Genomic DNA, 20,180 nt, shown 5'->3' on the forward strand with positions numbered 1-20,180 from the left:
CTTCCCCTACTTCCCCTACTTCCCCTACTTCCCCTACTTCCCCTGCCTCCTCCATCCCCAGTCCCCCAATGTGGGAAGATAATCAATAAGTTACTTCCAGTCAACACTTTGATGCTGAAGAAAGGGAAATTTCATGTTGAACTTATTTAAGTCCTGGGTGAAGAACAGCCTAAAGGTAATATTGCTATTAACAATATTTTTAGGCATAAGTACGGCTGGGTGGACTCCCGCTAGTAACGCTGGCTTACCAGCAGGAAACGCAATTACCGACGGTAAGGCTTTGTTGCGCTATGCACTGCCGATAGATAATCAACCTGTCCGTAAACTGCAAGCCAGTTTAGAGGATATTTCTAACCAACTGCGGGCAAATAAACGATGGGGTGCAGTTAATAATGACCTCAAGCAGGCATTGCGGATACTCGATAAACCTTCCCAAATATTAGCAAGCGTTCCGGAAGAACGCCAACCTCAAGCCGAAGCTTGGATGACTGAATTGAAATCTGGTATCATAGAACTGCAAGAAGTGGTTAAAACTAAACAAAAAGAACCCATTCTTGACGGAAGAGCTAAATTACTCAATCTTGTCAGCTTGTTAGAAGAATCAATGGTGACAAAATTCCCCTTTGAAGTTCCGGCTGAGTATAGTAACTTACCCCAACTGAAGGGACGCGCTACCATTGCTTTCAAAACTAATAAAGGTGATTTGACTGTAGTTGTAGATGGCTATAGCGCTCCCGTGACTGCTGGTAATTTTGTTGATTTGGTACAAAGAGGTTTTTATAACGGTTTAGAATTCACCCGTTCGGAAGAATCTTACTTTCTCCAAACCGGAGATCCTGTAGGTAAGGAAGTCGGTTTTATTGATCCTCAAACTGGCAAATATCGGGCTGTTCCTTTAGAAATTTTGGTCAAGGGCGAAAAAGAACCAACCTACGGTATTACTCTCGAAGAAGCTGGGCGTTATTTAGATATGCCTGTTTTACCGTTTTCGTCTTTTGGTGCGTTAGTTATGGCACGTCCAGAAAATGAAGCTAATGGTGGTTCTTCGCAAATTTTCTTCTTTTTGTTTGAACCAGAACTTACTCCCGCAGGACGTAATCTTTTAGATGGTCGTTATGCTGTGTTTGGTTATTTGACTGAGGGGAGAGAGATTTTAGATAAACTCAAAGCTGGTGACAAAATTGAATCTGCAACTGTTATTCAAGGCATAGAAAATTTAGTTCAGCCTCAAGCAGCTTAATTAATTATTGTTCGTAGTTGGTGCTTGATTACTAAAGTGCCAACTACAAACTTAAACGTTCACAGGGGGTGAGAATTTATTAAAAAACCTGAAAGCTTTGTCTGTTGGGTTTTTCAGGCAACTTGACATATTAACGAATGGTTCTTAAATTGGCTAGAAAAGGATTTGCAAACCGATATAGAGATTTTGCGAATTTTAAATGACCTAAAAAAATCAAATCTATAACGTTTTTCATGCTGTTTTCGTGGAATTTCATATAGAGCGTTTTTTGTACCCCCCGTGAACGGTTACTTACTAGACGACCCTTATTCATCAATGCACTATTTTGTTATTCTGTCAATGCGTAAGTCCTAATTTTGTCAAAAAAAATTAGATGCTTTACCCCTAAAAATTTGGGTTATACTCTAAAAAAAATAATCAAATTGTAGGCATTTATATGGATAAAAACCAAGTATTTCAAGTCAATAGTCCTAAAATTGTTTCTGAAACTATTGATGGAGAAGTTATAGTTGTTAATATCGATCGGGGTTACTATTACAGTCTGCTAAAAACTGGTGCAGATTTGTGGAGTTGTATCGAAGGTCATCTTGATTCGCAGAGTATGATCCAAGAAATTGGAAAAAAGTATGATGGCAGTATCGAAGAGATAACTGCGGCAGTTGATGAATTTCTGAATAAATTGCAACATGAAGACTTAATTATTGCTAATACCATTATTATTACACCTGGAGCTATTAATCATCAGGAATCAGCTACCGGTAATGAAAAGCCCAAATTTGAGAAACCGATTTTAGAGAAGTTCACAGATATGGAAGATTTACTTTTACTCGATCCTATTCATGAAGTAGATGTAGATGCTGGATGGCCAAATGTGAAACCAGTTTCATAGTGCAATACTGTAACCAAAACCCTGAAACCCTATTGATATAGTCACGATTTTATTGGGTTTCAGACCTAGTTTGGAAAATTGTCTACAGTATTTTAATGAATACAAGATATTGATTTTACATGAATTTAGACTTGCTCGATGGCGTAGCCGCCCGCCAAGGGCTTCACCTGGCTTACTTTGATAGTTATCGACTAGAACTATCGCACAAACAATTACTCAAAGCCACACTGTTAAAAGAGCAGGCAATGTTAACGGCTTGGCAAGATTGGCGCAATTCAGTTGATATAGAAACTTTAGATGCTAGTTCCTATTCATTGCTGCCACAACTTTACCAAAATTTATTAGCTCATGGCGTTGATGACACTGAGATGTCCAGGCTAAAGGGGATCTATCGCCGCAATTGGTATGCTAATCAATTGAAGCTCAAGTCCCTAAAAGCAATATTGTCTAGTTTAAAGGATATTGGTATTGAGGCGATTGTGCTGGGGGATGCTGCTTGGGGTGGGATAGGTAAAAATAAAATTGAGAATTATCGATCAATTTCTAGCTTCCATCTCTTGGTTGATGGCAATTATTTAGAGACAGCAATCGAGCATTTGATCTCGCTTAATTGGCATAGCGTTGATGGGACCAGCCAACAATTTAGGGAATTACGCAACAATTGTGATTCATCGCTGAATTTACCGCTTTATTTGCAAGGACATCTGTTTTGGGCAATTCCCCAAGACTATACAGATGGGCAGGTGTGGCATTATGCGACTGCGGATTGGAGCAATGAAGCAGGTTGGCATCTGAGTCCAACGGATCAGTTCCTGGATGGATGCGCGCGAATGTTTTTTAGACAGCGATTGCCCAAATCATCGAATCCACAAATACACAGGATTGCAGATGCTTTCCTGTTAATTGCGAATCTCCCAAACAACGATTGGATCAGGTTGATCACACAAGCACAACGATATCAAATGATCTTGCCTGTGCAGAATATGTTGCGGCTTTTGCAGCAGTTATTTGCATTAGAATTACCAACGTGGGTATGGCCGGCTCTCTGGCAAATGCCGATCGCCAATATGGAGTGGCTAAAGTATCGAGTTTTGTCCGGTGATCGCCGTTCTCTGATACGTTCAACCATTGTGCAATCACTACAACTGTTGACTCTTTCAAAGTAATTGTTTCTTAACTAGATTTCAGTAATTTTTATGTACCCTAACCCTGATCTGAGTATTGCTCAGAGCGATCGCCTTGCTTATTTCCAACTGGTATATACAGGCTTTGAAAGAGCCGCTCAGATTGCTGGCGAGGTGCAATATTTTTATACCATCGGTAAGTATAATCTCTGTCTAAGGTTTGCAGGAGAGGGGCTGATTCCCCAGATTACCCCTGCATTGTCCCATTTGGCGATAGCCCCAGTTCCCCAGCCCCATCTAACGATTTGCTTATGGGATAATACCTCAACTAAAACACAATTGCCATTATTAATTGATAGCCTGTTATCCCTAATTAGAAGACATTGGGCAGATTATCTCGGTCCACGCAAAGAGATCAAAGCCTATGATGGCGATCGCATTCGTTCCAATTTTCATATCGGTCCGAATATTCTCAGTGTCCTAGATCGAGAACAGAATTTAGCTTGTTATTGGATTGATGATGCTAAAGATATTCCTTATTGGGAAAAAGGATCTCCTCTGCAAACCATTTTGAATTGGTGGACAAGCGATCTCCAACATCAATATGTTCATGCAGGGGCGATCGGTAATCTGGATGGGGGAGTTTTAATTGCAGGAAAAGGTGGTTCTGGTAAATCCTCTACTTCCCTAACTTGTATTAATAGTTCACTCCTCTATGCCAGTGATGATTATTGTTTACTTTCCACTGATCCCAAGCCCTATGTTTATAGCCTTTACAACACCGCCAAATTAAGAGGACAAGCGGATCTAGAACGATTTCCCCATTTAGCGGATCTCATTGATAATTGCGATCGCTTAGAGAATGAAAAAGCAATGCTATTTTTACATCAACACCATCCGCAAAAAGTTGTACTAGGATTTCCGATTAAAGCGGTTTTAGTTCCCCAAATTACCGGGAAACTAGATACCCATCTCCGTCCCATCAGTGCAGGAGCAGCCTTACGCGCCCTAGCTCCTAGTAGCATCTTTCAATTAGCTGGTAGTGGACAAACAGCATTAAAAATCATGTCAAATTTAGTTAGACAAGTTCCTTGTTATGTTTTGGAACTTGGCACAGATATGGTACAAATTCCCGATGTAATTCTACGTCTACTATCGCAAATTTAAATCTGGGTAACTTAAACTTAAAAGAGAAGTCTATAAAATGGGGTATCTACGGCGAAAAATGATTGAGGGCTTAACTAGATTTGTACCGACAATTCTTCCTGCCCAAAGGCAATACTATAACGAAACCAATAATGATCGATGGATTGCTGAATATGTCTTTCCCAATAAACAGGACGGTTATTTCTTAGAGGTTGGAGCAGCGAATGGTAGAGAAGTAAGTAGTTGTTATGTCCTTGAGAAAGAGTTTGGATGGAAAGGAATTTGTGTTGAACCGAGTGATTACTTTTTTGAGCAATTGGTTCGCAATCGTCCCAATAGTATTTGTGAGCAAGTCTGCTTATCCAATCAAGTAGGAACTGTAACTTTTATCGAAGGCAGCGATGAGACGGTTAGTCCTTATTTAAGCGGCATCAAATCGAACTTAGAAACAGTTAAGTATCAGGGGAAAGAGGTTGTCGCTAAAGGCAAAGAAGTTAAAAAGGAGGCAGTAACCTTAGAGGTGCTGCTTAAAAAATATCATGCTCCTCAAGTGATTGATTATGCTGCTTTTGATATTGAGGGCAGTGAATTGGATGTTTTAGAAGTTTTCCCCTTTGAGTCTTATGTCTTTCTAGCTCTGAGTTTGGAATGTGATGGTTCTATCCGTTTACCCATTTCTCAGTTATTAGAATCCAATGGCTATCAACGCGCTAAAAATCCATTGAAACGGGATAAACCTTGGGAAATGTATTGGTTACATCAGAGTGTTTACTAGTTTGGTTACTCTTAAATATCTGTCAGCAGATTTTTGGTATCATCTTGAGATTCATATCCTAACAGTTTTTGGGCATTAATGAATAACTTACCTTTAGTAACTGTCATTATCCCTGTATATAATTACGCCAATTATATAGGTGCAACACTTGATAGTGTATTTGCTCAAACCTATCGCCCAATCGAAGTCATTGTTGTGGATGATGGCTCAACAGACAACAGTGCTGACATTGTACGTGGTTATCCAGAAGTACAGTATTTTTATCAATCAAATCAAGGTGTGTCAGTTGCTCGCAATGTGGCGATCGCTGCTGCTAAAGGTGAATTTATCGCATTTTTGGACGCAGATGATCTGTGGAAACCTGATAAACTCAGTCTTCAAATTGCCTATATGCTGGAAAATCCTCATATTGGGATCACAGGTACAAAGGCGATAAATTTCTTAGATTCAAATACTCAACTTCCGCCTTGGATGAGAGATGATCCCAGTTGGGAAGAGGTGACAGTGATCATTCCTAGCACAATGGTGGTTCACAAATCTGTTTTTAGTCAAATCGGGGTTTTCTCTCCTGATTATCGTGCCAGCGAGGATACAGAATGGCAATGGCGAGCTAAAGATGCAAAGATCCCCATGTTTAAGATCAATGAAATCCTGACATTAAGACGATTTCACGGCTCCAATGTATCATGGCTGATGGCAGGAACTCTAACATATCGGAGGTGGAGAATTATGAAGGAATCGATCGCTCGTAAAACCCAAGCTCGATGAGCTAATCTATTTTATTCATTCATAGAATTAAACATCTTTCAACAGAATTTTAGCATTATCTTGAGATTCGTATCCTAACAGTTTTTGGGCATTAATGAATAATTTACCTTTAGTTACTGTCATTATCCCTGTATATAATTACGCTAATTATATAGGCGCAACACTTGACAGCGTATTTGCTCAAACCTATCACCCAATCGAAGTCATTGTTGTGGATGATGGCTCAACAGACAACAGTGCTGAAATTGTGCGTGGTTATCCAGAAGTACAATATTTTTATCAATCAAATCAAGGTGTATCCGTCGCTCGTAATGTGGCGATCGCTGCTGCAAAGGGTGAATATATTGCTTTTCTGGACGCAGATGATCTCTGGAAACCTGATAAACTCAGTCTTCAAATTGCCTATATGCTGGAAAATCCTCATATTGGGATCACAGGTACAAAGGCGATAAATTTCTTAGAGTCAGATACTCAACTTCCCCCTTGGCTGAGAGATGATCCCAATTGGGAAGAGGTGACAGTGATCATTCCTAGCACAATGGTGGTTCACAAATCTGTTTTTAGTCAAGTTGGAGATTTTTCTGTTGATTATCCTGTCAGCCAGGATACAGAATGGCTATGGCGAGCCAAAGATGCGAAAATTCCCATGTTTAATATCAATGAAATCCTGACATTAAGACGATTTCATGGCTCTAATTTATCATGGCTGATGGCAGGATCTTGCAAATCTGAGATGTTTAAAATGATCAAGCAATCGATCGCTCGTCAATCGCGCCAACCTGAATGAGCTAATCTATTTTATAGACAATACCTTGTCCATTTCCTGCTTTGTTGGGTTAAGCGACAGCGCAACCATTAGGACGCACAGGCATTTCAGGGGTAATATGGGATTCTTGTTCCACTTCCCGCCATCCTTCCTGAAACATGAATGGTGCTGGCATAAATAATTTGTTTTACTCCCGCTTGACGGGCTGCTTCAAATATGTTATGTGTCCCTCCAATACCGCTAGTATACACATCTTCCCAAGGTTGATTAATCTCAGGATTGGCTGCTAGATGAATTACTGCATCCACACCAGCCATAACTTTCAGAACAGCCTTAAAGTTGGTGATATCCACTCGACGGAAATCTTTGGCATGGGGAACATGGCGGCGATCAATACAACGAAATTGATAATCACCATCCAGTTGATGCTGTAGAGATGTCCCAATGTTCCCAGCAGCACCGGTTAATAAAATCAATTTCTTTGTTGTCGATTTTGTTGATTGACGGTTTCTCAGAAAGTCAAACATAGCAGTGCCGTAAATACCTAAAATTCTTCGTTTAAAACTCTCTGTTCTGCACGTTTTCGATCTAGCTTGGCTTTGATTAGGTGCAGTAGTTGATTTGCGTATTGACGTTCTGCAATTCCATTATTGCTTTCATGTAGTCGGCGGTAATAGACCACATCTGGAATTGTAATTTGTTGAAGTTGATGTTCCATCGCCGAGATATACCAACTTATATCAATACCTGTTTTGAGATTGGTGTCAAAGTTTCCCACTCTCAAGAAAGCCGATGGCTTGATTAATATTGCACTAGATAGATGCGCGGCGATTGGTTGTTCTGGGCAGCGAATCCTGTTTCTGAAGTTTTCATCTAGTTCTGGGCTATAAAAATTTTGAGCATAGCCAAAGACTGCTTCTATATCTAGATTAGTATCAAAGATCGCCATTTGTTTTGCTAGTTTGTCCTTAACCCAAATATCATCGGAGTCGAGAAAGGATAAAAACTCACCGCTTGCCATTGCAATTCCGGTATTTCTAGCAGCACCGATGCCACCATTGGTTTGATAGTGATATTTCAGGGGATAGCTTTGGGCTATTTCGCCACTGCGATCGCTCGATCCATCATCAATCACAATCAACTCAATGTGGGTATAGGTTTGGTCTAGAACACTTTCGATAGCTTCAGCTAAATAGCGCTCTCGGTTATAGCAGGGAATAATAACACTAACTAAAGGTAAATTCATCATATTGATTTATATACTTCACTATTACAAAAGCTATCTAGAAAATAATTTGCTGATAGTTGATCACGAGTTTCGCAGGACTTGAGATATTCATGAGTTTCTAAAATGAGTGCCATATCCAATGCTTTTTCTGCTGCTTCTTCTAGGGTATGGAAATACATCGGATAGTCTTCGCCTAGATATTCTATTACACTAGGAATAGGATTAACTAGCAGTGGTGTGGCACGAGCAATACATTCAATAATGGCATTATTTGCACTAGAGTCATACAAATCCACAAAGGCGATATTCATCGAGAACAGATCATCATAGGCATCGTCGGGAATATGTTTAATAACAGTTGTATTCTCAAGATAAGCTGGATCAACTTGAATTTTATAAATCCTCTCCTCGATTTTCATTAGTTGAGCTAATATTGTTTCTGATGATTCAAACAAAAAACCTAATCTCACCTTTTCGTAACCAAGAGAGTTACCTTTAGCTAGAGGTAATTGATAAATCGAGTGTAACTTCCGCAACCACCAACCAATCTGCACTACTTTTTTCTGAGGATTGGCGAGAAATTGATGAAAATCAAATTGTTTTTCGGGAATCTCAGTGGGATGGATTAATACTGAAACCGGTTTACCTGTTTCTTTCCGCAGCCAATCACCATAATAGTGAGATAGTGCAAATAATCCCACGCAGTGAGGCAAACTATCTTGCCAAATTTGCTTCTCAAATAGTTTTTGGGGCGATCTGGCATCATGGAACCAGATGGGCATCCTGTGGGGATTGTGCAGAAATCCCACCCAAGGAGTTTTATAAGGGACAATGCCTTTTTCTTCTGAGTTCGCTAAACTCTGGAAAACTCCATCAGCCTGCATTTTTGCTAAGATCCGGGGCGATCGCTGACCGATGTGATGATGTTGAAAGAGAAATTGATCTTCTAGGAAGCCATCAAACAAAATACCTTGGGGATTGTGTAAAGAACTTAGCGCTTGAATTGCAAAATTCCAACCACTACGATGAGGAGCAAAAACTCTTTGTTGTCCGAGATTAATTTTTCCTCTGGCTATACCTTGTAGTTTTTCAGTAGGAAAATAAAGATTTTCTGCTTTTTTATCTGGAATAATTTGTGTGGAATTGCTGGGTTTTCGCCAGCCCAAAGATTGATAATAAAAAGAAAGATCAGTGGCATCAAAGTCAATAGCTAAAGCTTGTTCATAGTAATCCATCGCTTCTGCTGTCCGTCGTTGCTTGAGCATTACATTGCCCAATTGTTCATAGGCAGGCAAAAAGTCTGGTTTCAGTATTAAGGTTTCCTGATAGCGAGCGAAGGCATTTTCCAAGTTACCGCGCAGTTGCCAAGCATTTCCTAATTTAAATTTGGTTAACGCTGGGTTGTCTTGGTTATTGTTTTTGTTTAGTTCCAGATTCATATATTTCTTGCAAAGTGTATTTCCATAATATGCGGATGGGACGAACAAAGTAATACAGAAAAAATAATTGCTGAGGAAGTCTTAAAAATTCATGATCGTGTTCATTCGGTACACATAATCTCTTCATCAGAAAATACAGATATAATAAACTCATTGAAACGGCTTCATTAAGCCACGAACGATTTAATGAACTATCTAGTGTTTTTAATGGTGAGATATATCCTAAATACAAACTGCGGATAGTAGATATAAATCTACTTTCATAAAATGCTTGGTATAAAGTGCTATCTGTCTTACTCTCCAGAGAATTGAACAGTCCGATTTGTGTGTCCAGTGATTTAATCTGAATAAATTTTGATACAATATAATCTGGTACAGAAATATTGAAGAGATTTTGGGTTATGTAGATTCCCAGTAAAAATAGTTTCTCACACCGCAACTCTGAAGATAGTCGCAAAGTTAAGTGCCAATCTAAATCCGGATGTGCTTGGATCACTTGGGCAAGATCACAAATTTGTTTAAGCGATTGCAACCACTCATAATCCTTGGCAATATTAACACTTTGAATAATTAACGCTATTTCTGGAATGAAACTTTTGATAGATTGACCCATGAGTGTCATGGGCTGACAATATTCCCAAAGGCGATCGTAATGGTTCGGGTTCCAAGTCCGTCTAGGTGGAATACCCCAATGTAAATCAATACTACGTTCTAGGTTGCTATGCAGTAATGATGGCTCAAATCTGGCGTTAAACATCTCTGCTTCCGGGGCTTTGTAAGACAGAGATATTTGCAAACTTGTCTCGAAGGCATCAATTTCAGCCTCTTCTAAAAAATTAGACTGATAGCCTTGACTAATTAAAACTGCTTTGGCTTGCCAAAAGTCCCGTCGCTGCACCAAAATATCAAGATCATTAAACTGGCGCAAAGTCACATTCCCATAAGCTGATGCTGCCAGTGCTGCTCCCTTAAAAGCGATCGCCTCAATTCCTGACTTTTCTAATTGCGTCAAAATCCTTAACAGTTCTTTAGTTTGAGATAAGTTATTCAATCCATTCATGCGATTGAGTGTTTGCAGTTGCCGCATTACCGAGGGCGGGACATCATCAATTTCTTTCAGACTTTTATACAGCAGAGGCATTACACCCTGAGCGATGCTAATTTCTATCAATTTAGACCAATTGAGATCATCTGTTAGTAAGTCCATAACTGCGTTAACAGTCGTGGTGTGAAAATGGAACTTGAGACAAGTAACTAAAGCGATCACTTCCGGAGATAAAGTATTTTTATGAGTTTCAGATACTATTTTATACATGATTTCCTAATACAAAAAAATCTGATTTCAGGATAGCGCCAAGTGGTAAGTAGGTTGGCGTTGAAAATTGTCGTTGTGGCAAGGCAAAAGGCAAGAGTGAAGAGGGTTTGGGCGATTTTACGTTTCTTTACACAGTTTGGTTTTATTGTGTTCACCTACTTATATATTATTGATAATTTTTAGATTGGGTTGTAAATAAATCAGCATATTTACCATTGAGAGACATGAGTTGATCGTGAGTTCCACTTTCAACAATCTCGCCCTCGTGCAACACATAAATTCGATCTGCTGTTCTCACAGTAGCCAGTCGATGGGTAATTAGCAGCACTGCGCGATCGCTCATGATTTCTCGAAACTTCTGGAATACCGCCGCCTCTGCATAGGCATCCATACTACTGGTTGGTTCATCTAATATGACTAACTGAGCATCTCGCAAAAAAGCACGAGCAAGGGCAATTTTCTGCCACTGACCGCCACTCAATTCTTCTCCTCCCTGAAACCATTTTCCTAAGAGAGTTTCATATTCTTGGGGCAAACTTTTAATTACAGAATCAGCACCTGAATGTTCAGATGCTTCCATAATTTTTTCAGAGTTAGGTGATAAATCAATATTGCCAACCCAAATATTATCTTTTGCTGTTAATTGATAGCGGGTATAATCTTGAAAAATCACACTAATCTGACGCTGTAAATCCTTGATTGCAAAATTTTTAATATTAACCCCATCCATAGTAATACTACCGCCAGTTACATCATAAAGACGACATAACAATTTCACTAGGGTAGTTTTGCCAGATCCATTTTCACCAACTAGTGCCACCACTTCTTGAGGCAAAATTTTCAGATTGACTTGTTTAATTGCCTTCCTAGACGAATTTTGATGTTGAAAGCTCACATTCTCAAAAACAATACCTTTTTGCATTTTAGATGGAACTGGCTTGGGCTGCATAGTTTCATGCATCCCATTTGGGAGAGCCAGGAAATCAAATATATCCGACAGAAATAAATTATTTTCATGCAGTCCGCCTAGACTAGCAATCAAGTCTTTGAGTCCATTTTGTCCCCTCTGAAATGCTTGACTATATAAAACTAAATCACCCAATTGAAACTTACCATAAATTGTTTGATGAATAATAAATAGATATGTTCCTATCATCAACAGCCCAGTACAACCCTGTGTAATTAATCGCATCAGAGATTGTTGGACTGTAATAGCAAGTTTCTCTTTAAATAGTTGTTGTCTAAGTTGATAAAATCTTTGAATGAAAACATCACCTAAACCGAATATTCTAATCTCCTTTGCAGGTTGATCTCCTAGTATTAAATGTCCAAAGTAGTTAGCTTTACGTTCTATTTCAGTTTGACGACGCTGCCATTTGTAGAGAAATTTTGATTGCCAAAAGCGAATAAACATTGTCGGTATTGAAGCCACCAACAAAATTACAAATATCACCCAATTTAATGAGAGTAATAATCCAGAGATTACTGTCAAAGAGATAATATTTTGAAAAGCAGTAGTTAAATTGCTTAACATTCGGGTAGGGCGGTGTGGTGCTTCCCACTTAGCACGTTCCAAAATATCTTGTTTTTCAGGGCTTTCGTAGGATTCTAGATCAATAGCGATCGCTTTTCGGAAAATCGTTACCTGCATATAGTCTGTCACCCTCTGCGATAGGGTTGTAGAGCATATTTCCGCAATTACAGTATTAAAATTGATCCATAATACAATTGCCCCAGCATTGATGAGCAGAAAGGTAATATCTCCAAACATCTGTTGTTTATCGTTAATGCTGATACTGACAGCAATGCGATCCACAATTAATTTGATAATGTAAAGTAATGTCAGAGGTAATATACTTTGAATTACATTAAAAATTACATTGGCAATCATCCAGTTTGGAGAACTTTGCCAAACTAGACTAATCGCACGTTTGATGTTTGTCATTAGAGGGTGTTTAAAACGTCGGGTAGGTTGTAAAAAAGCTCTCTCAATGTAAACTGTGGTTTTTCTGTCACAGTTTACCCTGAGAGTAACATGAGTAAAGCATACCCCAATAATTTGACTGATGCTCAATACGAATTTCTGAGTATTGATAATCGCATACCCAGAACCTTCATAGCTGTTATCACGCTTGATGCAATACAATCAAGATCGCAGACCCTGCGCCCCTACAGGCTTTATAATTTGCTGACTGCATCTCACTCAAGTGCATACTGCTATAGTAGTAAAAATAACAAAGAATTTAAATGTACTAAGTAATTTGACAAAAATATTTACAGTCATTGCGAGCGAAGGGAAGCAATCGCCAGTGTTGTGATTGCTCCATTTCACTTCGTTCCAGATGGCTAACGCCACGCTGCGCTAATGCAATGACATTGTGTAATTAATTCTGTCTCACTACTTATGAAATTTGGGCAATGGCAAAAAGGTTTCAGGAAAAGATGCAGATCAATTCAGGGCAAACGCAGCTTATTTTTAGAATGCTTACTGGACCAAGGTTTTGACGATTGTTTAGTTTTGTGACTAAAAATTGAAACCCTTGCTGGACATGGATTACAGAATTTAGGGGCGTTTGCCCTCAGATCAATTAAGTAGTGAGACAGAATTAATTACACAATGTCATTGGGAATGGAACGAAGTGAAATGAAGCAATTCCAAGGGTTGTGATTGCTTCTCTTCGCTCGCAATGACTGTAAATATTTTTGTCTAATTACTTAAGCTATAATGGATTCTCCTAATCGTTTTAAAATTTGCAACACTTCAGCTAATTCATGTCGGCGGGGAAATAGGGAAAATGTGCGTGATACGTCGTATTCAGGTTTGTCTGTGATAGCTAGTTTTATAAATATAAATTCATCACCATTTGTAGCCATACCAAATACTGATTTGTCCCGGTGGGGAGTAGTTAACATATAGGCTAATAACTGCGGTATTGCTGCGACAACTGGAATGCTATTTCGTTTAGATTCAACCACAAAAATCCAAAGTTTTCCCTGGACAACTAGGACATCAATAAAACCGCGAATTGTTTCTTCTGGTTCTTCAATTTCTAAATTTATGCCATAGGGTGAACGAATTCGGTAAGGTGAATCTAGAAAACCTGCAAGTTCTAAAAGTGGCGAAACGACTAAAAGATTAATTGTCCCTTCTAATAATAAACCATCAAGGCGATGATAATCATAACGCTGTTTGATGCGACTAACACCTGATTGTTCTTGTGGGTTGAGTTGTGGTAAGTCTGTTAACCATTCATTAAAAAAGTTTTCATCTTCTGCTTGGTGTAAGTGACAACGAGTTTGTAAATCACTCAAACTTTTAATGCTGTCTGTGATGCCAATGGTAGAAACCATTTCTGTTACCTTTAAAAATATCTCAGATTTGTAGGGTAGCTAACCCACTATTTACACTGACTATCCCAAATTACCTGCATTGAATACCTGCTCAACTGTAATATTCAATTCGGAAAAAGTCCGCGATATAATTTTTTGATTAGCAGTAAATACCGTATCTTCATATAATCCTTCTTCCAGAAATAACACAGAAATCTTATTCTCTAAAGGATCGACAATCCAATATTCAGGAACTCCTAAAGCTGCATATTCCGACCGTTTATAACGATAATCTCTTTTTACCGATTCTAGACCAACCACTTCGATAATCAATAATGGTGGTGATTGAAATACAGCAGAAGTATTTTGTAATTCCTTTGCATCTTCTAGGGTAACTACACACAAATCACTCAACCGCGATTTGTTTCTACTTGTTCTCACCCCAGTTTCCCGAAAACACAGCCAATGTAGAGTTAAACGCTTTATTTCCGCGATTATCAGCAAGCCGGATGAACTCAGCCGGACGGTCGCCCCTCCGACTGGTCTTCAAAACCGTGCTTGAGATTTTCATCTCACACGGCTCCTCAACAATTTGGTCTGTTGTTACAGATACCATACGTCCTTTGCGTTGATGCTGCCATCTTCTGACGTTTTCTTATCGTGGCAATGACGGTGTAATAGCTGCCAGTTTTTATATTCGTCTTTACCACCCAGTGATTTTGGGGTGATATGGTCGATTTCTAGCAGGTCGTCAGTTTTGAAGAATAATCCACAGCATGGGCATTTTCCCTTTTGCTTTTTAAGTAGGGTTGCTACTTTAGTTGGCGTTTCGGGGTGTTCTCCCTTCCTGGTTGCCCAATAGACCCAGTTTCCATCGTAGGGGCTGGAATTTCCTTTTACTTTTACGTGTCTTTTGATGGATGTTTTGGCAGGATTTGCCAGTTCCCATCCATCTGGACTTTTAAAATTCCAATGGGTTTGCCAGTATTTCCTGACAACCCATTTCTTGCCCTTCCTTGGGTGTCTGCGGCAAGCCCATACAAGTAGTCTTTTAAATAGCAGGTGTGCAACTGTATCGAACGTTTCCTGGCTAACTACTGTTGAATAGTAGTTACACCATCCCCTGATGACAGGATTTAATTTCTGTATTAGGAGGTTTTGGGGTAACGCTGTATGTGCCTCAATGATTTCTACTAACTTCTTGTAATGACGCTTTGCCTTTTCCTTTGCAGGTGTGATGATAGTTTTAAAGCCTAATATTTGTTTCCTGGGATTTTTTGCCGAATTATGTTTTCCTGCCTTATGTTGGCAGATGTTGAATCCTAGGAATTCAAATCCAGCTATGCCTTCTACTTTTTCAAGTGTATGGGCAATCCGGGTTTTACTTGGCTTCAATTCTAAACCCATGTCTTTGAGCCATTCCTCAGTAATTCGTTTGCACTCTTGGATAACGGACAAGTCTCGGTGGAGAATTACAAAATCATCGGCGTATCTAATGATTTCCGGCTTCCAACTTCCATTGGTGTATCTAATCCCGTTGACTTTAGTGAATTCAGGATAATTTTCCCTAATTCTGGTTTCCAATCCATGCAATGCGATGTTGGCAAGAAGAGGGGAAATAACTCCTCCCTGTGGGGTTCCTTCTTCTGTGGGGAATAGGGTTCCATTATCTACTACCCCAGATTTAAGCCAGGCTTTAATAACCCGTCTAAGTTTGGGGAATGTGCCAATTTTCCTTAGAAGTGCTTCATGATTGATTTGGTCAAAGCATTTTGATATGTCAGCATCAAGGGCGTATTTAGGTACGAACCTAATGCTGTTAAATATTGCTGCAACCGCATCATGACATGAGCGTCCTGGTCGAAAACCATAACTATTTTCTTCAAATTTGGCTTCCCATTCGGGTTCCAAAGCGATTTTGGCTATGGCTTGTAATGCCCTATCGTTCATTGTCGGAATTCCGAGTGGTCTTTTTTCCGCTGATCCAGGTTTAGGTATCCTTACCCTTCTCGTTGGATTGACCTTTTGATTAATCTCAAGACTGGAAACTAATGTCAGCCTTTGTTTAGGAGTTAATGATTTTACTCCGTCTACTCCGGCTGTCTTTTTCCCTTGATTGTCCTGAGTGACCCGACGAACTGCCAGGCATTTTGCAGACCAGGATTTCATCAACAGACGTTGAAGTCTATGGACTGTCTTGACATCACCACGATTAGAGGCTTGATAAATCCGCCGTTGGAGCTTAAAAACATTCTTCTCTAGCTTTCGCCAGGGAATATTTTTCCATTCATACATCGGTTGTAATGCCGTGTTCATGACTTATTAACTCTATTTGGTAGCTTTATCGTCCAAACTGTCGCGTCTCCGTCTGCTTATCTCTTGTATTACCAAGAGCATTTGCTTCTGAGACAATCCTGTCCTCGTAATGCTTGCGGTTGATACCTACTCAGGAGAATCGACCTTTCCTGAGAGCAAATATGAGGATTATTTCGTTCCTAATAATCATTTGACGCTGTATTTAGGGTGGTACTCTTCGCCGGGTTTATTGAGGGTGAATGTCAGTCGTGGATGGAAACGCTGACCCCATGTATCCTTTGCCTTTTGGCTCCAGCCTATCAGCCTGATTTGGCTGGTTAACTTTAACGACGATTCGGGCATACCTTCACGTTAGTTACCCATGTACAGCTTTGCTTGCAGGGATTCCACATTGGGCTTGTAGTTACCCGCTTTTAACCCTTGCACTCCAGCATTGATAATCAGTCTCAAACTGTAGGGTTATGCTTTCATCTCTTCACCAAGAGAGGTAGGAATTTTCACCTACATGATTATTAAGTTGTCAATTTCAGTAGTTTTATAATCTACTATTTGAAATTGCCTCTCATCCTTGGATAGTTTCCATTTCGAGAGAACGAATCGCACCCATCCTGATGTTTTATATTCAACAGAACGACAATCTTTATGAAATTGAGGATATCCCTTTAAACCAGGAATATTCTTCTTGCAATTATCGTAAAACCGAGAGATAGAAGACCATGCCCGTTCAGCACTAGCTTGTCGCGCCATTGAATTGAGTTCATTAGCAAACGGGAAATTAGCTGCTAGTACAGCACAATATTTTTGCAAGTCATTTTTGCCTGTATCTTTAACATCCATCCATAGCCGAATACAGCTATTACGAACGAATTGGGCAGTACGAATTGCATCATCTATTGCTGTTAACTGAACTGATTTTCCGTAAACTTTAAACTCAAAAATTAGCATTATCCCCACCTCCAGTCTTATACTACTATTTGTGTTGTGGCGTAAGATTGTCAAGATATTTAGCAGTACAAGATTAAAGGCGGTTAAAACCGCCCGTGTCGCTTATATCTCTTTCTCTGAAGCCACTGAGCTTTACGCTTACCAGATACTTCTGTAATCAGTAAATTTTATTATGAATAATAATTTATCTTCCCTGCGAGTTCGAGATATTGGTGAACAAGGTCTTTTAGAAAGATTACAACGCTTTTGTCCACCCGATATCATTGGTGATGATGCGGCAGTATTGGAAACTTTGCCAAATCAATCTTTAATAGTCACCACAGATATGCTGATTGACGGCGTGCATTTTAGCGATGTTACCACCTCTCCAGAGGATGCCGGTTGGCGGGCTGCGGCGGCGAATTTGTCGGATTTAGCAGCTATGGGGGCAACTCCGGTGGGCATAACTGTGGGACTAGGTTTACCTGGAGATGTGACTGTAAATTGGGTAGAGCGACTATATCAGGGTATGACAAAATGCTTATCAAAATATCATGTTCCCATAGTAGGTGGTGATATAGTGCGATCGCCCATTACCACTTTAGCAATTACCGCCTTTGGTCAAGCCAACCCCAACTTCATCATCCGTCGTGCGATCGCCCAAGTAGGAAATGCTATTGTGATCACAGGTATACATGGAGCGTCTCGTGCAGGCTTAGAACTACTCTTAAATCCCTCAATCGGTCAAAACCTCAAAACTGAAGCCAAGACAGCCTTAATCACCGCCCATCAACGTCCTAAACCCCGTTTAGATGTCTTACCTATTTTGTGGAAAATTGTAGAATCCCAATCCAAAATCCAAAATCTAAAATCTAAAATTACCGTTGTTGGCATGGATAGTAGCGACGGTTTAGCAGACGCAGTATTACAAATTTGCCGAGCCAGTCAAGTCGGTGCAGTTATAGAATCTAGTCAAATCCCCTTACCATCAGCCTTTGAAGAGTGGCTAACACCAGAAAAATCATTAGAATATGCCCTCTACGGTGGCGAAGACTTTGAATTAGTCCTGTGTTTACCACCAGAACCAGCATTAGCATTAGTGCAAAAACTAGGCACAGGTGCCGCCATAATTGGCACAATTACCCCAGGCTCAAACGTGATTTTACACCAAGAAAAAGCAGAAATCCCCGACCAAGTTCTCAGCCTCAGCCAGGGATTTCAACATTTTAGTCAGTAGTCAGTAGTCAGTGGTCAGTAGTATTTAAACAAAAAACAACTGACAAAGGACAACTGACAAAGGACAATTAAACCCATTTTTCAGCTACTAATTCCGCCAAATCAAGAACACGTTGGCTATAACCCCACTCATTGTCATACCATGCCATAACCTTCACCATGTCATTGCCCATAACGATAGTCAAGCTGGCATCAACAACAGAAGATTCATCTGTCCCTTGATAGTCAGAAGATACAAGTTCCAATTCGGTGTAACCCAAAATGCCTTTGAGAGGACCTTCAGCAGCCTCTTTCAGCGCTTGATTAACTTCTTCGGTAATAGTGCGCTTTTCAGTTTGCACTACAAAATCCACCATAGAAACGTTAGGGGTAGGTACACGCAAAGCCACACCATTTAACTTACCCTTCAACTGAGGAAGTACCAAAGCTACTGCTTTTGCTGCACCTGTAGAAGTGGGAACAATGTTGATAGCTGCTGCTCTAGCCCGACGCAAATCACGGTGGGAAGCGTCTAGTAAACGCTGATCACCTGTGTAGCTGTGGGTAGTGGTCATTATGCCTTTAATGATACCAAATTTTTCATCTAATACCTTGGCAATAGGAGCTAAACAGTTGGTTGTACAACTAGCGTTACTGATGATGTTATGTTTGTTGTGGTCATAATCATGATGATTTACACCGACGACAAAAGTACCATCTTCATTTTTACCAGGGGCTGTAATCAAAACCTTTTTAGCCCCGGCATTTACGTGCCTCATTGCCCCTTCTTTGCTGGTAAAAACACCTGTTGATTCGATAATCAGGTCAATTCCCCATTCTTTCCAGGGCAAGTTATCTGGGTTGCGATCAGATACGCATTTAATTGTATTTCCATTAATTGTGATGGAGTTATCATCAGCACTAATATCCACACCTTTCAACTTGCCTAGCATAGAGTCATATCTAAGCAGGTGAGCATTAGTTCTAGGGTCGGATGTGTCATTAATCCCGACCAGTTCGATATTGCTATTTTCTCTGCCCACCCAGCAGCGTGCAAAGTTACGTCCAATGCGCCCGAAACCGTTAATTGCAACTCTAATCACAGTGTCTTGCCCTCTGTATTTATGCCTATAAGTTGATATCGTTGACCCCAATCATATCGCAAAGAGGGTGGCTATTTATAACCAGAAAGTTTTAGATCAACAAAAAAATACAGAATTTATAATCAGGAGTCAGGAGTCAGGAGTCAGGAGTCAGGAGGAAGAAAAGAAGAAAAGAAGAAAACAAGAAAGAAAATTCTTCCCCTGCCCCCTGCCCCCTATTCCCAATGATGATTTTTATAAATTGAACAATAATTTCACTACCAATGTACTATTGTAGTCAATTCCGACAGAGGCTTTTAGTAAGTGATCCAAGTTGCTGTCTCTAAGCCCATGCTACTTAGTTCTAAAACAATCATAACAAAATGTATTTAAATTTACACAATTTTCTTTCCCGATGTAGCAGAAATTTTCAGAATAATCTTATGGGCAGATTAAAAACAGCAAGAATTTTCGACCGGGGGGTAATCTGGCTCACAGAGCAAAACGAAAGTCAAAATTTAATCATTCAGCAGGGATGAATATTTTGGATGGCATAGTTAGGATCTGTAACAATCAAAATCCTGTTATGATACGCGTGTCTTATGTGGTTCTGGTGTGGTGTG

16 protein-coding genes and 2 pseudogenes are annotated in these 20,180 nt (G+C 39.8%); 8 read left to right on the top strand and 10 right to left on the bottom strand.

Going from position 1 to position 20,180, the window contains the following annotated elements; genetic code table 11:
• The first annotated feature begins 133 nt into the window (after positions 1-133).
• The 7 genes from IQ228_RS00005 to IQ228_RS00035 all read left to right on the top strand — a co-directional run bounded on the left by IQ228_RS00005 (position 134) and on the right by IQ228_RS00035 (position 6,729).
• The gene (locus IQ228_RS00005; RefSeq protein ID WP_193961882.1) at positions 134-1,240 is read left to right on the top strand and encodes a peptidylprolyl isomerase; all 1,107 of its coding nucleotides are present in this window, start codon (positions 134-136) and stop codon (positions 1,238-1,240) included.
• 436 nt (positions 1,241-1,676) lie between these two features.
• The gene (locus IQ228_RS00010) at positions 1,677-2,129 is read left to right on the top strand and encodes a PqqD family protein (RefSeq protein ID WP_027404333.1); all 453 of its coding nucleotides are present in this window, start codon (positions 1,677-1,679) and stop codon (positions 2,127-2,129) included.
• A gap of 119 nt (positions 2,130-2,248) precedes the next feature.
• On the top strand, positions 2,249-3,295 hold the full coding sequence (locus IQ228_RS00015) for a nucleotidyltransferase family protein (protein ID WP_193961883.1): 1,047 nt from the start codon (positions 2,249-2,251) through the stop codon (positions 3,293-3,295).
• Positions 3,296-3,325: 30 nt separating this feature from the next.
• On the top strand, positions 3,326-4,420 hold the full coding sequence (locus tag IQ228_RS00020; protein ID WP_193961884.1) for a serine kinase: 1,095 nt from the start codon (positions 3,326-3,328) through the stop codon (positions 4,418-4,420).
• Positions 4,421-4,457: 37 nt separating this feature from the next.
• A complete protein-coding gene (locus IQ228_RS00025) occupies positions 4,458-5,174 on the top strand; it encodes an FkbM family methyltransferase (RefSeq protein WP_193961885.1) in 717 nt (238 codons plus the stop codon).
• Positions 5,175-5,252: 78 nt separating this feature from the next.
• On the top strand, positions 5,253-5,942 hold the full coding sequence (locus tag IQ228_RS00030) for a glycosyltransferase family A protein (protein WP_193961886.1): 690 nt from the start codon (positions 5,253-5,255) through the stop codon (positions 5,940-5,942).
• A 94-nt stretch (positions 5,943-6,036) separates the two neighbouring features.
• The gene (locus IQ228_RS00035; protein ID WP_193961887.1) at positions 6,037-6,729 is read left to right on the top strand and encodes a glycosyltransferase family A protein; all 693 of its coding nucleotides are present in this window, start codon (positions 6,037-6,039) and stop codon (positions 6,727-6,729) included.
• A gap of 86 nt (positions 6,730-6,815) precedes the next feature.
• Here IQ228_RS00035 and IQ228_RS00040 read toward each other — a convergent pair whose 3' ends face one another.
• The 9 genes and pseudogenes from IQ228_RS00040 to IQ228_RS00080 all read right to left on the bottom strand — a co-directional run.
• Positions 6,816-7,184 carry an NAD(P)-dependent oxidoreductase gene (locus IQ228_RS00040; protein ID WP_228043607.1) on the bottom strand — a complete coding sequence of 123 codons (369 nt, stop codon included), beginning with the start codon at positions 7,182-7,184 and terminating at the stop codon, positions 6,816-6,818.
• Positions 7,185-7,252: 68 nt separating this feature from the next.
• Entirely contained in the window at positions 7,253-7,957 is a 705-nt protein-coding gene (locus tag IQ228_RS00045; RefSeq protein ID WP_193961888.1) for a glycosyltransferase family A protein, read from the bottom strand.
• Positions 7,954-9,375 (bottom strand): tetratricopeptide repeat protein, encoded by a 1,422-nt coding sequence (locus IQ228_RS00050; RefSeq protein ID WP_193961889.1) that lies wholly within the window; start codon positions 9,373-9,375, stop codon positions 7,954-7,956. The genes IQ228_RS00045 and IQ228_RS00050 overlap by 4 nt, the downstream gene beginning before the upstream one ends.
• Entirely contained in the window at positions 9,347-10,690 is a 1,344-nt protein-coding gene (locus IQ228_RS00055; protein WP_193961890.1) for a nucleotidyltransferase family protein, read from the bottom strand. Before IQ228_RS00055 ends, IQ228_RS00050 begins: the two co-directional genes overlap by 29 nt.
• A 166-nt stretch (positions 10,691-10,856) precedes the next feature.
• Positions 10,857-12,635, bottom strand: coding sequence for an ABC transporter ATP-binding protein (locus tag IQ228_RS00060; RefSeq protein ID WP_193961891.1), 1,779 nt, complete (start codon positions 12,633-12,635; stop codon positions 10,857-10,859).
• A gap of 770 nt (positions 12,636-13,405) precedes the next feature.
• Complete coding sequence (locus tag IQ228_RS00065; RefSeq protein ID WP_193961892.1) at positions 13,406-14,041, bottom strand: type I restriction endonuclease subunit R; 636 nt, start codon at positions 14,039-14,041, stop codon at positions 13,406-13,408.
• A gap of 60 nt (positions 14,042-14,101) precedes the next feature.
• Positions 14,102-14,512, bottom strand: a pseudogene (locus IQ228_RS00070) (Uma2 family endonuclease); the annotation flags it as partial.
• Between the two features lie 111 nt (positions 14,513-14,623).
• On the bottom strand, positions 14,624-16,336 hold the full coding sequence (gene ltrA / locus IQ228_RS00075) for a group II intron reverse transcriptase/maturase (RefSeq protein WP_035083271.1): 1,713 nt from the start codon (positions 16,334-16,336) through the stop codon (positions 14,624-14,626).
• A 534-nt stretch (positions 16,337-16,870) separates the two neighbouring features.
• Positions 16,871-17,281: pseudogene (locus IQ228_RS00080) on the bottom strand (RNA-guided endonuclease TnpB family protein); the annotation flags it as partial.
• A 172-nt stretch (positions 17,282-17,453) separates the two neighbouring features.
• Between IQ228_RS00080 and thiL the strand changes: the two are divergent.
• The gene (thiL, locus tag IQ228_RS00085; protein WP_027404343.1) at positions 17,454-18,497 is read left to right on the top strand and encodes a thiamine-phosphate kinase; all 1,044 of its coding nucleotides are present in this window, start codon (positions 17,454-17,456) and stop codon (positions 18,495-18,497) included.
• A 67-nt stretch (positions 18,498-18,564) separates the two neighbouring features.
• Here thiL and IQ228_RS00090 read toward each other — a convergent pair whose 3' ends face one another.
• Complete coding sequence (locus IQ228_RS00090; RefSeq protein WP_027404344.1) at positions 18,565-19,578, bottom strand: type I glyceraldehyde-3-phosphate dehydrogenase; 1,014 nt, start codon at positions 19,576-19,578, stop codon at positions 18,565-18,567.
• Between the last annotated feature and the right edge of the window lie 602 nt (positions 19,579-20,180).

The organism is Dolichospermum sp. LEGE 00246, assembly GCF_015207865.1.
Classification (GTDB): Bacteria; Cyanobacteriota; Cyanobacteriia; order Cyanobacteriales; family Nostocaceae; genus Dolichospermum; species Dolichospermum heterosporum.

Coding starts and splice junctions, on each gene's coding strand:
- ltrA (WP_035083271.1), bottom strand. CDS start 16,336: ATGAACACGGCATTACAACCGATGTATGAATGGAAAAATATTCCCTGG.
- IQ228_RS00025 (WP_193961885.1), top strand. CDS start 4,458: ATGGGGTATCTACGGCGAAAAATGATTGAGGGCTTAACTAGATTTGTA.
- IQ228_RS00020 (WP_193961884.1), top strand. CDS start 3,326: ATGTACCCTAACCCTGATCTGAGTATTGCTCAGAGCGATCGCCTTGCT.
- IQ228_RS00030 (WP_193961886.1), top strand. CDS start 5,253: ATGAATAACTTACCTTTAGTAACTGTCATTATCCCTGTATATAATTAC.
- IQ228_RS00015 (WP_193961883.1), top strand. CDS start 2,249: ATGAATTTAGACTTGCTCGATGGCGTAGCCGCCCGCCAAGGGCTTCAC.
- IQ228_RS00010 (WP_027404333.1), top strand. CDS start 1,677: ATGGATAAAAACCAAGTATTTCAAGTCAATAGTCCTAAAATTGTTTCT.
- IQ228_RS00055 (WP_193961890.1), bottom strand. CDS start 10,690: ATGTATAAAATAGTATCTGAAACTCATAAAAATACTTTATCTCCGGAA.
- IQ228_RS00050 (WP_193961889.1), bottom strand. CDS start 9,375: ATGAATCTGGAACTAAACAAAAACAATAACCAAGACAACCCAGCGTTA.
- IQ228_RS00035 (WP_193961887.1), top strand. CDS start 6,037: ATGAATAATTTACCTTTAGTTACTGTCATTATCCCTGTATATAATTAC.
- IQ228_RS00060 (WP_193961891.1), bottom strand. CDS start 12,635: ATGACAAACATCAAACGTGCGATTAGTCTAGTTTGGCAAAGTTCTCCA.
- IQ228_RS00065 (WP_193961892.1), bottom strand. CDS start 14,041: ATGGTTTCTACCATTGGCATCACAGACAGCATTAAAAGTTTGAGTGAT.
- IQ228_RS00045 (WP_193961888.1), bottom strand. CDS start 7,957: ATGATGAATTTACCTTTAGTTAGTGTTATTATTCCCTGCTATAACCGA.
- thiL (WP_027404343.1), top strand. CDS start 17,454: ATGAATAATAATTTATCTTCCCTGCGAGTTCGAGATATTGGTGAACAA.
- IQ228_RS00005 (WP_193961882.1), top strand. CDS start 134: ATGTTGAACTTATTTAAGTCCTGGGTGAAGAACAGCCTAAAGGTAATA.